The sequence below is a fragment of the Actinopolymorpha pittospori genome (assembly GCF_014873875.1).
Lineage (GTDB): Bacteria > Actinomycetota > Actinomycetes > Propionibacteriales > Actinopolymorphaceae > Actinopolymorpha > Actinopolymorpha pittospori.
The window spans coordinates 9,594,501-9,608,692 of record NZ_JADBEM010000001.1; the positions used below are offsets into that span (position 1 = coordinate 9,594,501).

Below are 14,192 nucleotides of genomic sequence, written 5' to 3' on the forward strand. Positions count from 1 at the left end.
CATGACGGACGACCGATCCACCCGAACCGACCGAAGCCAAGCCCACACCCCAGCCACCCGAACGACCAGGACGACGGCCTGCGTCGTCGGAGGCGGACCCGCCGGAGTCATGCTCGGGTTCCTGCTGGCCCGGGCCGGCGTCAGGGTGACCGTGCTCGAGAAGCACGCCGACTTCCTCCGCGACTTCCGCGGCGACACCGTTCACCCGTCCACCCTCGAACTCCTGACCGAGCTGGGCCTGCGGGAACGGCTGGAGAAAGTGCACCACCAGCGCATCTCCCAGGTCTGCTTCGACCGGGACGGCCAGCAGGTCACCGCGGTCGACTTCAGCCACCTCCCCGTCCGGCATCCCTACGTCGCGCTGGTGCCGCAGTGGGACTTCCTGGAGATGCTGGCCGCGCAGGCCGACACCTACCCCGAGTTCGACCTGCGCCGAAACGCCGAGGCGTACGAGCTCGTCCGTGAGGACGGTCGAGTGGTGGGCGTACGGTTCCGCGACCCCGACGGCGACCACGTGGTGCGTGCCGCCCTGACGTTCGCGACCGACGGGCGCCACTCGACCATCCGGCAGGCGTCCGGGCTTCGGTCGCGCACCTTCGGGGCGCCGATGGACGTCGTGTGGTTCCGGCTTCCCCGCAAGGACGAGGATCCGCTCGAGGAGGCACTCACCCTGCGGCTGCGTTCTGGTCGCGGTGTGGCGGCGATCCCGCGTGACACCTACTGGCAGCTCGCCTACATCATCCGCAAGGGCGGCTTCGGCGCCCTCCGCGCGCAGGGCATCGACGCGCTGCGGCGCGGAGTCGCGGAGACCGTGCCGTTCCTCGCCGACCGGGTCGACCAGCTCGCCGGCTTCGAGGACACCAGCGTGCTGGAGGTCCGGGTCGACCGGCTGCGGCGCTGGCACCAGCCCGGGCTGCTGCTCCTCGGAGACGCGGCCCACGCGATGTCACCGCTCGGCGGCGTCGGGATCAACCTCGCCGTCCAGGACGCCGTGGCCGCCGCCAACATGCTCACCGAGCCGCTCCGGACCGCCCAGAACCTCGGAACCCCGGTGCCGGAACGCGCCCTGGCCGCCGTCCAGCACCGCCGGCAGGTTCCGACCATCGCGACCCAGACCTTCCAGCGGTTCGTGCAGAGCGTCGCGGTGGCCCCCATGCTGCGGGCGGATCCCGACGATCACACGGCACGGATGCCGGTCCCGCCACTGGTCCTCCCGCTGGTGCGCAGGCCGCTCGGCCGGCTGATCGGTCTCGGCATCCGGCCGGAGCACGTCCGGACCCGGCCAGCGTCCGCCGCGCGAACCTGAGCCCACGCACCGCCCACCGTGACGCGGCTCTAGGGTCGGAGAGGAGTGGACGGCCGACCACCGGAAGGAAACCATGGGCGACTTCGCGGGCAAGGTGGCACTCGTCGCGGGCGGCGGGTCAGGAATCGGTAGGGCCGTCGTCGAATGCCTCGCCGCGGCGGGCGCCACGGTCGTCGCGTGCACGAACGTCGAGGAGCAGGCGCGCGCCGTGCGGGCCGAGGTCGGCGGCGAGGTCAGCGCGGTGGTCGCCGACGTCACCCGGGCCGAGGACGTACGCCGGTTCGTCGCGGAGGCCTCCGCGGAGCACGGCGGCGTCGACGTCCTGGTCAACTCCGCCGGCATCCAGCGCTACGGCACCGTCGAGGAGACGACCGAGGAGCTGTGGGACGAGGTGCTCGACGTCAACCTCAAGGCGATGTACCTCACCTCCCACTTCGCCGTACCCCACCTGCGGGCTCGGGGCGGTGGCGCGATCGTCAACGTGTCCTCGGTGCAGGCCTTCGTCGCACAGGACCGGGTCGCGGCCTACGCCGCGTCGAAGGGCGGCATCATCGCGTTGACGAAGGCGATGGCCGTCGACCACGCCAAGGACGGCATCCGCGTCAACGCCGTGTGTCCCGGCTCGGTCGACACCCCGATGCTGCGCTGGTCGGCTGACCTGCACCGCGGCGACCGGGCCGTCGAGGAGGTCCTGCGCGACTGGGGCCGCAGCCATCCACTCGGCCGGATCGCCCAGCCGGCGGAGGTCGCCGAGCTCGTGGCGTTCCTGGCGAGCGACCGCGCGTCGTTCATCACCGGCGCCGACTACCGTGTCGACGGCGGCCTGCTCGCCACCGTCCCCGTCACCCTTCCTCAGGAGTAGTCGCTCGATGAAGATCACCGACCTGCGTGCCACCACGGTCACCGTCCCGTTGGAGGCGCCGCTGCGTCACTCCAACGGCGCGCACTGGGGTCGTTTCGTCCGCACCATCGTCGAGGTCGACACCGACGAGGGCATCACCGGACTGGGTGAGATGGGTGGCGGCGGTCAGAGCGCCGAGCTCGCGTTCGCCGGGCTGCGGCCCTATCTGCTCGGGCACGACCCGTTCGCGCTGGAGTCGCTGCGCTTCCGGATCGCCAACCCCACCGCGTCTCTCTACAACAACCGGACCCAGCTGCTCGCGGCGATCGAGTTCGCCTGCCTCGACATCGCCGGGAAGGCGCTCGGCACCCCGGTCTACAACCTGCTCGGCGGCAAGGTCCGCGACCAGGTGGAGTTCGCGAGTTACCTGTTCTTCCGGTACGCCGACACCGCGACCGGCCTGGGCGAGGTCCGCACGCCGGACCAGCTCGTCGAACACGCCCTCGCCCTGAAGGAGGCGCACGGCTTCACCACGCACAAGCTGAAGGGTGGGGTCTTCTCGCCGGCCCACGAACTCGAGGCCTACCGCGCGGTGGCGGAGGCGCTGCCGGGCGACCGCTTCCGCTACGACCCCAACTGCGCTCTCTCGGTCGAGGAGGCGATCCGCTTCGGCCGGGCCATCGAGGACCTCGACAACGACTACTACGAGGACCCGACGTGGGGACTGAACGGCATGCGCCGGGTGCGTGACGCCGTGGCCATTCCCCTCGCGACGAACACCGTGGTCGTCAACTTCGAACAGCTCGCGACCAACCTGCGCGACCCGGCGGTCGACACGATCCTGCTGGACACGACGTTCTGGGGCGGGGTCCGCGCCTGTGTGAAGGCCGCGAACGTGTGCGAGACGTTCCAGCAGTCCATCGCCGTCCACTCCTCCGACGAGCTCGGCATCCAGCTCGCGACCATGCTCCATCTCGGTGCCGTCCTCCCCAACCTCACGCTGGCGGCCGACGCCCACTACCACCACCTGACCGACGACGTACTGGTCGGCGGGAAGCTCACCTACCAGGACGGCCGCATCGCGGTGCCCGACGGTCCCGGGCTCGGCGTGACGCTCGACCGCGACAAGCTCGCGAAGTACGCCGAGCTCTACCGCGAGCTCGGCGACTACCCCTACGACCGGGACCCCGGCCGCCCGGACTGGTACCCGCTGGTCCCCAACACCGACTGGGCCGACCCCAGCTAGGCAGACGCACCCTCGGTCTGTCTCACCTGGCGGGTCGGCCACAAGCGGGCCATCGCCGTGACCTCGTGACCACGCGCCGGTAGCGTGCGAGGCCCCAGGCCCGCCTGGGCCCTCGGCAACCACATTCCAGGAGGAATGATGGAGCGGCTACGCGCGGCGATCGTCGGAACGGGTGGTATCGCGAGGGCACACGTGCGCGGGCTGCGGGCGCTTGCCGACCAGGTCGAGATCGTGGCGGCCACCGACATCGACGCCGAACGACTGGAGACGTTCGGTGCGGAATGGGAGATCCCGAAGCGCTACCGTTCCGTCGACGAACTCCTCGCGGCCGAACGCCTCGACCTGGTTCACATCTGCACACCTCCGGGCGCGCACGCCGAACCGGCGATCAAGGCCCTGGAGGCCGGCGCCACCGTGGTGTGTGAGAAGCCGCCGTGCCTCACCCTCACGGAGTTCGACCGGATCCTCGCCGCCGAGGAACGCAACCCCGGACGCTTCGTCGGCATCTTCCAACACCGGTTCGGAACGGCGGCACAGACCGCCAAGGACCTCATCGACGCGGGCCGGTTCGGCCGGCCGTTGGTCGCGATCTGCCACACGCTGTGGTACCGCCCGGACGCCTACTACGAGGTCGAGTGGCGCGGCCGGTGGGACACCGAGGGCGGCGGACCGACGATGGGGCACGGAATCCACCAGTTCGACCTGCTCGGGCACCTGCTCGGCGACTGGACGGAGATCTCGGCGCTCGCGCCGCGGCTCGCCCGCGACGTGGAGACCGAGGACGTGTCCTTCGCCCACCTCACCTTCGCCAACGGTGCCGTCGCGAGCATCGTCAACAGCGTCTTGTCACCGCGGCAGGAAAGCTACCTGCGCTTCGACTTCACCGAGGCCACCCTGGAACTCTCGCACCTGTACGGCCACCGGCTGGACTCCTGGAGCTACACGCCGGCACCCGGGTTCGCACAGGACCCGCCGCTGTGGCCGCCGCGCGGCGAGGAGGTGCCGAGCGGACACCAGGCGCAGTTCGGCGAACTCCTCGACAGCCTGCGGGCCGGCCGGCGACCGGCCTGCACAGGTGCCGGGTTGCGGCGTACGGTCGAGATCGTCACCGGCATCTACGCCTCCGCCTTCACCGGCAAGCCCGTCACGAGGGCGGACCTCGACGCGACCAGCCCGTTCTACCACCGCCTCAACGGAGCCGATCCGGCCTGACCGAGCTACGCCCACCAGTGTCAAGGGCTCCTTGCCGGTGGCGGTGGCACGGCGGGACGCACGCGGGTCGAGTGGGCCGTCGTCTACCGGACCATCCGGAGCTTCCGGACATTCCCAACAAAGTGGCGTCCAGACCGGCCGCAAGGCCAGCGGAGCCGCGGAGGCGTAGGAGCGGGTGGACGGCCGTGTCCGATTCCCGCTGGCCCGGCGCGGGCTCGCGTGTCAGGCTCGACCTGTGATGCCGTCGTTCGAACAGTGCTACCGGGCCGTCGAGTCGCGGGACTCCCGCTTCGACGGGTGGATCTACATCGCCGTGACCTCGACCGGCATCTACTGCCGCCCGAGTTGTCCCGCCACCATGCCCAAGCGGCAGAACTCCAGGTTCTACGCCACCGCGGCGGCCGCGCAGGAGGCCGGTTTCCGGGCCTGCCGGCGCTGCCTGCCCGACGCGGTCCCCGGCTCACCGGAGTGGGACCTGCGGGCGGACGTGGCGGCCCGGGCGATGCGGCTCGTCGACGATGGTGTGGTCGAACGCGAGGGAGTGGGTGGCCTGGCCGCCCGGCTCGGCTACACCCCTCGCCACCTCGGCCGGCTGCTCGTCAGTGAGCTCGGCGCCGGGCCACTGGCCCTGGCCCGCGCCCGCCGGGCGCACACCGCCCGGCTGCTCCTCGAGACCACCGCGCTGCCGATCACCGACGTGGCGTTCGCGGCGGGGTTCGGCAGCGTCCGCCAGTTCAACGACACGATCCGCACGGTGTTCGCGTCCACACCGACCGAGGTACGTCAGGCCTCCCGGCGCAAGGAGCCGACGAACGGCGCGGTCGTCCTCCGGCTCCCCTACCGCCCGCCCTACGACGTGGACTCGGTGTGGCGCTATCTCCAGGGCCGGCTCGTACCCGGTCTGGAGGAGGTCGACGGTCCGACCTATCGACGGGCGGTCCAACTCCACCACGGCGCGGCGATCCTCGAACTCACCCCAGGCGACGGCTTCGTCCGGTGCGCACTCCGGCTCGACGACCTGCGTGACCTCGGTCCGGCCGCCGCCCGCTGCCGTCGGTTGCTGCACCTCGACGCCGACCCGGCCGGCGTCGCGGAGGTCCTCGGCCGTGATCCGCTGCTCGGCCCCCTGGTACGGGCCCGCCCCGGCCTGCGGGTCCCGGGCAGCGTCGACCCGTTCGAGACGGCCGTCCGCGCGGTGATCGGTCAGCAGGTCTCGGTCTCCGCCGCGGCCACGGTCGCCGGCCGGCTGGTCACGACCTACGCCGACCCGCTCGCCCACCCGAGCGGGTCGCTGACCCACACCTTCCCCACCGCGGAGTCGCTGGCCAGCGCCGACCGGCTGCCGATGCCGAAGGCTCGGACCCGCACCCTCACGGCCCTTGCGGCGGGCGTCGTCCGCGGTGACCTGGACCTGTCGCCGGGAGCCGACCAGGCCGAGGCGGACGCCGCGCTGCGGGCACTGCCCGGCCTGGGTCCCTGGACCGCGTCGTACGTCGCGCTGCGCGGGCTCGGCGACCCCGACGCGTTCCCCGGCACGGACCTCGGCATCCGGCGCGCGCTGGTACGGCTCGGCGTGGAGGACCAACCGCAGGCCATCGCGGCCCTGGCCGAGCGCTGGCGTCCCCTGCGCAGCTACGCCGCCCAGCATCTGTGGACGCACGGGAGCGCGGCCGGCCTGGACGGCGGGGGCGAGACTGGTGGCCTCGGTACGAAGAACCACCACGAAGGACAGGCGGCATGACCAGCGACCCCCGCGGCGATGCGACCGGAACCTGCACGATCGACTCCCCGGTCGGCGCCCTGGAACTCCGGACCAGCGCCGGCCGGCTCACCACGATCTGGTTCGCCGGGGACGCACCGCCCAGCCGCGGCGACCTCGACGACGACCCGGTTCTCGCCGCGTCGGTGGAGCAGTTGCGGGCGTACTTCGCCGGTGCGCTGACGGAGTTCGACCTGCCGCTGTCGATGGCGGGGACGCCGTTCCAGCGCCAGGTCTGGACCACCCTGACGCAGATCCCGTACGCCGAGACCTGGACCTACGGCGATCTCGCCCACCGGGTCGGCATGCCCACGGGCGCCCGCGCGGTCGGCGCGGCCAACGGGCAGAACCCGCTGCCGATCGTCGTCCCGTGCCACCGGGTGGTCGGGACGAACGGACGGCTGGTCGGGTACGGCGGTGGGCTCGACCGGAAGGTGACCCTGCTGGAGCTGGAGGCGAAGGTCAGGTTCGAGCGCGATTTCGGCTGACCCGGTCGGATTTCGCGCGGATCGTGGGCCAGCTTGCCGATTCCGGGGGATCTTCCCAGCCGGCTGTGCCAAAGTGAACTCTCATGCGGGTCGTGGTGATCGGCGGGGGCATCGTCGGAGCGAGCACGGCGTACCACCTGGCGCTACGCAACATCGAGGTCGTCCTCATCGACCGGGCGGACCCGGGCCGGGCCACTGACGCCGGCGCCGGCATCATCTGCCCGTGGCTGTCGAGGTCGACGGCCGATCCGGACGCCTTCCGGCTCAACGTCGCGGGCGCGACCTACTACCCAGAACTCGTCGCCCGGCTGGCCGACGACGGCGAGACCGAGTCGAGCTACTCCCCCGTCGGCGGCATCCAGGTCAGCACGGACGAGACCGACCTCGCCGACGCCTACGACCTGGCCCAGCGCCGGGCGGCGGCGATTCCGCAGGTGGGCACGGTCACCCGGCTGGAGCCCAGGGAGGTACGCCGGCTGTTCCCGCCGTTGCACCCCGACCTCGGCGGCGTCCACGTGAGCGGTGGCGGGCGCGTCGACGGCGCCAAGATGCGGGACGCGCTGACCCGGGCCTGCGCCCGTCGCGGCGTCCGCATGGTGACCGGCTCGGCGCGGCTGGTCCTCGTCGACGGCCGGGTCGGTGGAGTCCACCTCGAGAACGGCGGAGACGACGACCCGGGCGAGGGCGGCACGATCATCGGCTCCGACGCCGTCGTGGTCGCGTCCGGCGCCTGGAGCGGTGAGCTGCTCGAGCCGGCCGGCGTCAAGTTGGGGTTGGCGCCGCAGAAGGGCCAGATCATGCACTTCGCGCTGGCCGACGCCGACACCTCGACGTGGCCGGTGATCCAACCACCAGGGTCGCACTACCTGCTGGCCTTCCCAGGCGGCCGGGTCGTGTGCGGTGCCACCCGGGAGACCGGTTCGGGATACGACTACCGCGTCACGGCCGCGGGCGTGCACGAGGTCCTGGACGCGGCGATCTCGGTCGCGCCCGGTCTCGCCGACGCGCTCGTTCTGGAGACAAGAGTCGGATTCCGGCCGCTCAGCGACGACGCGGTCCCCTTGCTGGGCAGCATCGCGGGGATCGAGGGCCTCGTCCTCGCGACCGGATTCGGAGCGACCGGACTGACCGCCGGCCCCTACGCCGGGCTGATCGCGTCCCGGCTGGCCGTCGGTGAGCATCCGGCGTTCGACCTCGCGGCCTATGACCCACAACGCGTCTGAGATCCCCGCCCGCCGCGCCCGGGCCATCCGCGTGGCGATGGCAAGGCGGAGCGGGAGCCAACAGTAGGTGTCCTGCCGGCGACGACGACAACGCCGCCAGCGTGGATGTGGGGGCCCGCGGAAGCCGCACTGACCACGATGTGACGCACACGTGGGTACGGACAGCGACAACCGGTAGGTTCTTGGCTGGTCCTATTCGCCAACGACGGCAGGGCAATCGGAGGTACTCGTGGACGCGACCCGTTTGGTCTACATCGGCTCGTTCACCAAGGACGCCGGTGGCGAGGGCACAGGCATCAGCCTGGCGCGCCAAGACACCGCGACCGGTGAGCTCACCTTTCTCGACATCGTGGCCGAGACGACGTCCCCCGCCTTCCTGGCGTGGCACCCCGACGGCACCCACCTCTACGCCGTCAACGAGCGCGGTGACGCCTCCGTCGTCGCCTACGCCGTCGACGGCAAGGGCGGCCTGCGCGAGCTCGGCGTCCAGCCGACCGGCGGCAACGGCGCCTGCCACCTCGTGGTCCACCCCTCGGGGCGCTACCTGCTGACCGCCAACTACGGCAGTGGCCACCTCTCGGTGCACCCGATCCGCCCGGACGGCTCGCTGGGCGAGCGCACCGACCTCATCCAGCACGAGGGATCGGGGCCGAACGCCAAGCGTCAGGAGGGGCCGCACGCCCACCACGTCCGGGTCGACCCCAGCGGCCAGCACGTCCTGGCCGTCGACCTCGGCCTCGACGCGGTGCTGACCTACACCCTCGACCTGGAGACCGGGACCCTCGCTCCGGGACCCGTGGCCGAGACCGCACCGGGCGCCGGACCACGCCACCTGGCGTTCGGCCCTGATGGCCTGGTCCACGTCGCCGGTGAGCTCGACTCCACCGTGACGACCTACTCCCTCGACCCCACGACCGGCGCGCTGAGCCGGCAGGGTGTGGCGCCGTCGACGCTCCAGCCGGCGCCGGCCGACAACTACCCGTCCGAGATCGGGATCAGCGACGACGGTCGCTTCCTCTACGTCGCCAACCGCGGCCTGGACGTCATCGGCACCCTCGCCGTGCGGGGGTCTGAGGTCGAGCCCATCGCCGACGTCCCGACCGGTGGCGCCTGGCCGCGGCACCTGGCCGTCGTGGGCGGGCATCTCTACGTCGCCAACGAGCGCTCCCACCAGGTCACGCACTTCGTCCTCGACGGCGGCACCGGAGTGCCCGAGCAGGCGGGCGACACGCTGGAGATCCCGAGCCCGGCCTGCATCCTGGCCGCACCCCGCTAGAGCACGCTTAGGGCCCGGTGAGCCGACCATGATCGCGGTCGGTTCGCCGGGCCCTGGCGTTTCTTCACCAACGCCGCGGTCGCTACCGGCCGGGCGCCGTCGACCTCAGTTCGCCGACCCCATGGCGTCGATCCCGGCGGGGAAGACCAGCACCTTGCTCGACCCGTCCTCGCCCTTGGCCAGGGCGCGGAACGCCTCGGGCGCGTCGGCCAGCGAGACGCGTCCCTCGACCAGCCGGCCGAGTTCCTGGGGACCGCTCGCCACCCACTCGGCCGTCGTCCGGAAGTCCGCACCGGAGTAGCAGTAGCTGCCGACGAGGCTCCGTTCGGCGATGCTCACGGCGTAGGCCTGGATGCTCACCTGCGGCTCGTGCATGCCGACCAGCACCACCCGCTCGCCCTCGTCGCAGACGGCCAGCGCGTCGGCGAGGGAGCGGGACGAGCCGACCGCGTCGACCACCAGGCTCGGGCTTCCGGCACCGCCCGCGCCGGCGAGTGCGTCGGCGAGGGGCACCTGGGTCGGGTCGAGCGTCGCGAGCCCGATGTCCTCCAGCAGGGCACGTCGGCCCGGGTGGGGTTCGGAGACGACGATCCCCTTCGCGCCGAGCCGGGCGGCGGCGAGCGCGCAGGCCTGGCCGATCGGGCCACCGCCGACGATGAGGACGCGGTCGTCCGGGCCGCAGCCGCCGCGGGTGAGGGCGTGGTAGCCCACGGCGAGCGGCTCGACCAGGGCGCCGTAGTCGGCGGGCATGGTGTCAGGCAACGGGACGACGTTCGCGGCCGGCACCACCATCAGGTCCGCGAAGGCGGAACTGATTGAGGGCGCCACGCCGATGATCTGCTTGGTGGGGCAGCGATGGTCCTGCCCTGCCTGGCACGCCGGGCAGGTGCCGCAGGCGAGGACCGGGTGCACCGTCACGACCGCGCCCTCGGTCAGGCCGGCGGACTCCTCGACGCCGGCGCCGAGCGCCACGATCCGGCCCACGGTCTCGTGACCCATCACCTGGCCCGGAAAACGCCGACCGTTCTCGCCGGTGTAGCCGTGTAGGTCCGAACCACAGATGCCGGTCGACAGGACGCCGATCAGCACCTCCCCCGGCCCCGCCGTGGGGTCCGGGCGGTCCTCCACCGCGAGGTCCCAGGGGCCACGAAAGACAAGTGCACGCAAAAGATGCCTCCCACCGCTCGACGACGTTGCGAACCATACCCAGCCCACCCGATGGAGCCGACCGGCCGTCAGCCGGCTGACGGCCTTCCCCGGGTGGGCGTCCGGTTCCGGTCTACCCCTGCGAACGTCGCCGGGCGGCGCTCAGGAGACGCGGGCGAGAGCGTCGCGCCAGCGGTCGTGGTTGCGGGGTTCGTACGTGTGGAGTTCCTGGGTACGGCGGACCACGTCCCGGCCCTCGGCCCGTCCGGCGAGGACGCCGTGCGCCCGGGCCTGGACCAGCAGGTTGCCGAGTGCGGTCGCCTCGACCGGACCAGCCACCACGGGAAGCCCGCAGGCGTCGGCGGTGAGTTGGCACAGCAGGGTGTTCTGCGACCCGCCACCGACGACGTGCACGACGTCGACCCGGCGCCCGGACAGCCGCTGCGCGGCGGCGACGTTACGGGCGTGGGCGAGGGCGAGGCTGTCGAGGACGCACCGGGTGACCTCGCCCGGCGTCCCCGGCTCCGGCTGACCGGTCGCCCGGCAGTGCGCGCGGATCCGGTCCGGCATGTCGCCGGGCGCGAAGAACTCCTCCGACTCCGCGTCGACCACGCTGCGCAGCGCCGGTAGCTCGGCGGCCTCGGCGAGGACCTGCTGCAGGCTGACCGGCGTCCCGGCCTCCTGCCAGGTCCGCAGGCTCTCCTGGAGCAGCCACAGACCCATCACGTTGCGGAGGTAGCGGATCGTCCCGTCGACGCCGACCTCGTTGGTGAAGTTGGCGGCGAGGCTGTCCGCGGACAGCACCGGCGCCGTCAACTCCACCCCGACCAGCGACCAGGTGCCACAGGAGACGTAGGCGAAGTGCTCGTCCCGCGCGGGAACCGCGGCGACGGCCGAGGCCGTGTCGTGGGAGCCGACGGCGGTCACGACGAGGCCGTCGCCGATCCCCAGGAACGCCCGGAGATCCGCGTGAAGCGGCCCCAGGACGTCGGCGGGCTCACGCAACACCGGGAACAGCCGCCGCGGCAGACCGAGCTTGTCGATCAGGTCGTCGGCCCAGCCGCCCGCGGTCACGTCGTAGAGCTGGGTGGTGGAGGCGTTGGTGCGCTCGGCGCCGACCGTGCCCGTCAGGCGGTGGCAGAGCAGGTCCGGCACCATCTGCAGGGTGCTCGCCCGGGCCAGCAGCTCCGGGTCCTCCGCGAGCAGCTGGTAGGCGGTGTTGAACGCCATGAACTGCAGCCCGGTGGTGGCGTAGATCGTCTCGGCACCGAGTTCGGCCCGGACCCGCTCCATCACACCGTCGGTGCGGCTGTCGCGATAGTGCACCGGCGAGGCGAGCAGAGCGCCCGACTCGTCGAGCAGGCCGTAGTCGACGCCCCAGGAGTCGATGCCGACCGACGTCACACCGGCCGCCGCGGCCCCACGGAGCCCGGTCGACACGCCCTCCCACAGGGCGTCCAGGTTCCAGGACAACCGGTCGTTGACAGTAACGGGGTCGTTCGGGAACCGGTGGAGGACAGTCGCCTCCAACCGGTCCGGTCCGACCGTTCCGGCGAGGACGCGCCCACTGGAGGCGCCCAGATCCACCGCCGCCGCGCGTAGCTCCGTGCCCTTCATGGGTCGCGCCTCCGCCCTACCGTAGGAATGCCGCGGCGACGCCGCTGTCGACGGGGATGTGCAGGCCGGTCGTGTTGGCGAGGTCGCCCGCCGTGAGAGCGAACACCGCCGCCGCCACGTGCTCGGGCAGGACCTCCTTCTTCAGCAGGGTGCGCTGCGCGTAGTACTCGCCGAGCCGCTCCTCGGGTACGCCGTAGACCGCCGCGCGCTGGGCTCCCCAGCCGGAGGCGAAGATCCCGGACCCGCGAACGACACCGTCGGGGTTGATGCCGTTGACCCGGATGCCGTGCTCGCCGAGTTCGGCCGCGAGCAGCCGGACCTGGTGTGCCTGGTCGGCCTTCGCCGCGCCGTAGGCGAGGTTGTTCGGTCCGGCGAAGACGCCGTTCTTGCTGGAGATGTAGACGATGTCGCCGCCCAGGCCCTGCCCGATCATGGCTGCCGCGGCGGCCTTGGCCACCAGGAAGGAGCCGCGCGCCATCACCCGGTGCTGCAGGTCCCAGTCGTCCACGGTCGTCTCGAGCAGGGACTTGGAGATCGACAGGCCGGCGTTGTTGATCACGAGGTCGACCCCGCCGAAGGCCAGCGCGGCCTCCGCCAGCGCTGCCCGCACCTGGTCCTCGTCGGTGACGTCGACGGTGACGGGGACCGCCAGGTCGCTGCTCCCGATCTCCTCGGCGACCTTGCGGGCCGTCTCGGCATTCATGTCGGCGACGACGACGCAGGCGCCTTCCCTGGCGAGGCGTTCGGCGATCGCGCGGCCGATGCCCGAGCCCGCGCCGGTGACGAAGGCGACCCGGGTCGCGAGTGGCTTGGGCGCCGGCATCCGGGCGAGCTTCGCCTCCTCCAGCAGCCAGTACTCGATGCGGAACTTCTCCCGCTCCTCGATCGGCGCGTAGGTGGAGATCGCCTCGGCGCCGCGCATGACGTTGACCGCGTTGACGTAGAACTCGCCCGCGACGCGGGCCGTCTGCTTGTCCTTGCCGAAGCTGAACATGCCGACGCCCGGGACGAGCACGATCGCCGGGTCGGCTCCCCGCATGGCCGGCGTGGTGTCGTCGGCGTACCGCTCGTAGTAGGCGCGGTAGTCCTCACGGTAGGCGACGTGCAGCTCCCGCAGCCTCGCCACCACGTCCTCCAGCGCCGCGGTGGGCGGAAGGTCGACCACCATGGGACGGACCTTGGTGCGCAGGAAGTGATCCGGGCAGGAGGTGCCGAGCGCGGCGAGCCGCTGGTGGTGCTCGCGGGAGACGAAGTCGAGGATGACGTCGCTGTCGGTGTAGTGCCCGACCTGCGGCCGGTCGGTGGAGGCCAGACCGCGCACGATCGGCAGCAGGGCGGCCGCCCGGGCACGGCGCTCGACCTCGGGCAGCGGGGCGTACCCCTCGACCACCGCACCGAACGGGTCGGTCCGGCCATGGCTGTCGATGTAGGCCTGGCACGAGCGGATGATCTCCAGCGCGTTCGCCTCGCACTCCTGCGAGGTCGCGCCCCAGGCGGTGATGCCGTGCCCGCCGAGGATCACGCCGATCGCCTGCGGGTGCTCGCGCTTGATCTCGGCGATGTCGAGACCCAGCTGGAACCCGGGACGCCGCCAGGGCACCCAGGCCACCCGATCGCCGAAGCATGCCTTGGTCAGCGCCTCACCGTCGGCAGCGGTCGCGAACGCGATCCCGGCGTCGGGGTGCAGGTGGTCGACGTGCGGGGCGTCGACCAGGCCGTGCATGGCGGTGTCGATGGAGGGCGCGGCGCCGCCCTTGCCGTGCAGGCAGAAGTCGAACGCCGCGACCATCTCGTCCTCACGCTCGACGCCGGGGTAGACGTCGACGAGCGCGCGCAGCCGGTCCAGCCGCAGGACGGCGAGCCCCTTCTCGGTGAGGGTCCCGAGGTCGCCACCGGAACCCTTCACCCACAGGAGTTCGACCTCGCCACCGGTGACGGGATCGACCTCGGCGCCCTTGCACGACGTGTTTCCGCCGGCGTAGTTGGTGATCCGCGGGTCGGAGCCGAGCCGGTGGCTGCGCTCGAGCAGGTTCGCGACCTCAGGACGCATGTTGCCTCTCTTCTGCCGTCATTCGACC

11 protein-coding genes are annotated in these 14,192 nt (G+C 72.0%); 8 read left to right on the forward strand and 3 right to left on the reverse strand.

What is annotated here, in order from left to right; translation table 11 throughout:
* Position 1 precedes the first annotated feature (1 nt).
* The 8 genes from HEB94_RS44370 (at position 2) to HEB94_RS44405 (ending at position 9,351) form a co-directional block, all read left to right on the forward strand.
* Positions 2-1,306, forward strand: a complete 1,305-nt coding sequence (locus tag HEB94_RS44370) for an FAD-dependent oxidoreductase (RefSeq protein ID WP_192755401.1) — start codon at positions 2-4, stop codon at positions 1,304-1,306.
* 73 nt (positions 1,307-1,379) lie between these two features.
* On the forward strand, positions 1,380-2,168 hold the full coding sequence (locus HEB94_RS44375; protein ID WP_192755402.1) for an SDR family NAD(P)-dependent oxidoreductase: 789 nt from the start codon (positions 1,380-1,382) through the stop codon (positions 2,166-2,168).
* 7 nt (positions 2,169-2,175) lie between these two features.
* Positions 2,176-3,393 carry an enolase C-terminal domain-like protein gene (locus HEB94_RS44380; protein ID WP_192755403.1) on the forward strand — a complete coding sequence of 406 codons (1,218 nt, stop codon included), beginning with the start codon at positions 2,176-2,178 and terminating at the stop codon, positions 3,391-3,393.
* A 138-nt stretch (positions 3,394-3,531) separates the two neighbouring features.
* Positions 3,532-4,605, forward strand: a complete 1,074-nt coding sequence (locus HEB94_RS44385; RefSeq protein ID WP_192755404.1) for a Gfo/Idh/MocA family protein — start codon at positions 3,532-3,534, stop codon at positions 4,603-4,605.
* 238 nt (positions 4,606-4,843) lie between these two features.
* Entirely contained in the window at positions 4,844-6,346 is a 1,503-nt protein-coding gene (locus tag HEB94_RS44390) for a DNA-3-methyladenine glycosylase 2 family protein (protein ID WP_202896870.1), read from the forward strand.
* A complete protein-coding gene (locus HEB94_RS44395; RefSeq protein ID WP_192755406.1) occupies positions 6,343-6,852 on the forward strand; it encodes a methylated-DNA--[protein]-cysteine S-methyltransferase in 510 nt (169 codons plus the stop codon). The genes HEB94_RS44390 and HEB94_RS44395 overlap by 4 nt, the downstream gene beginning before the upstream one ends.
* Positions 6,853-6,935: 83 nt before the next feature.
* Positions 6,936-8,075: an NAD(P)/FAD-dependent oxidoreductase gene (locus tag HEB94_RS44400; RefSeq protein WP_192755407.1), complete on the forward strand. Its 1,140-nt coding sequence runs from the start codon at positions 6,936-6,938 to the stop codon at positions 8,073-8,075.
* A 229-nt stretch (positions 8,076-8,304) separates the two neighbouring features.
* Positions 8,305-9,351: a beta-propeller fold lactonase family protein gene (locus HEB94_RS44405; protein WP_192755408.1), complete on the forward strand. Its 1,047-nt coding sequence runs from the start codon at positions 8,305-8,307 to the stop codon at positions 9,349-9,351.
* 105 nt (positions 9,352-9,456) lie between these two features.
* Here the strand turns inward: HEB94_RS44405 and HEB94_RS44410 are convergent, their stop codons facing one another.
* The 3 genes from HEB94_RS44410 to HEB94_RS44420 all read right to left on the reverse strand — a co-directional run bounded on the left by HEB94_RS44410 (position 9,457) and on the right by HEB94_RS44420 (position 14,164).
* On the reverse strand, positions 9,457-10,518 hold the full coding sequence (locus HEB94_RS44410) for a zinc-dependent alcohol dehydrogenase (protein WP_192755409.1): 1,062 nt from the start codon (positions 10,516-10,518) through the stop codon (positions 9,457-9,459).
* A 141-nt stretch (positions 10,519-10,659) separates the two neighbouring features.
* Entirely contained in the window at positions 10,660-12,114 is a 1,455-nt protein-coding gene (locus HEB94_RS44415) for a rhamnulokinase (RefSeq protein WP_192755410.1), read from the reverse strand.
* A gap of 16 nt (positions 12,115-12,130) precedes the next feature.
* Positions 12,131-14,164 carry a bifunctional aldolase/short-chain dehydrogenase gene (locus HEB94_RS44420; protein ID WP_192755411.1) on the reverse strand — a complete coding sequence of 678 codons (2,034 nt, stop codon included), beginning with the start codon at positions 14,162-14,164 and terminating at the stop codon, positions 12,131-12,133.
* Positions 14,165-14,192: the final 28 nt, after the last annotated feature.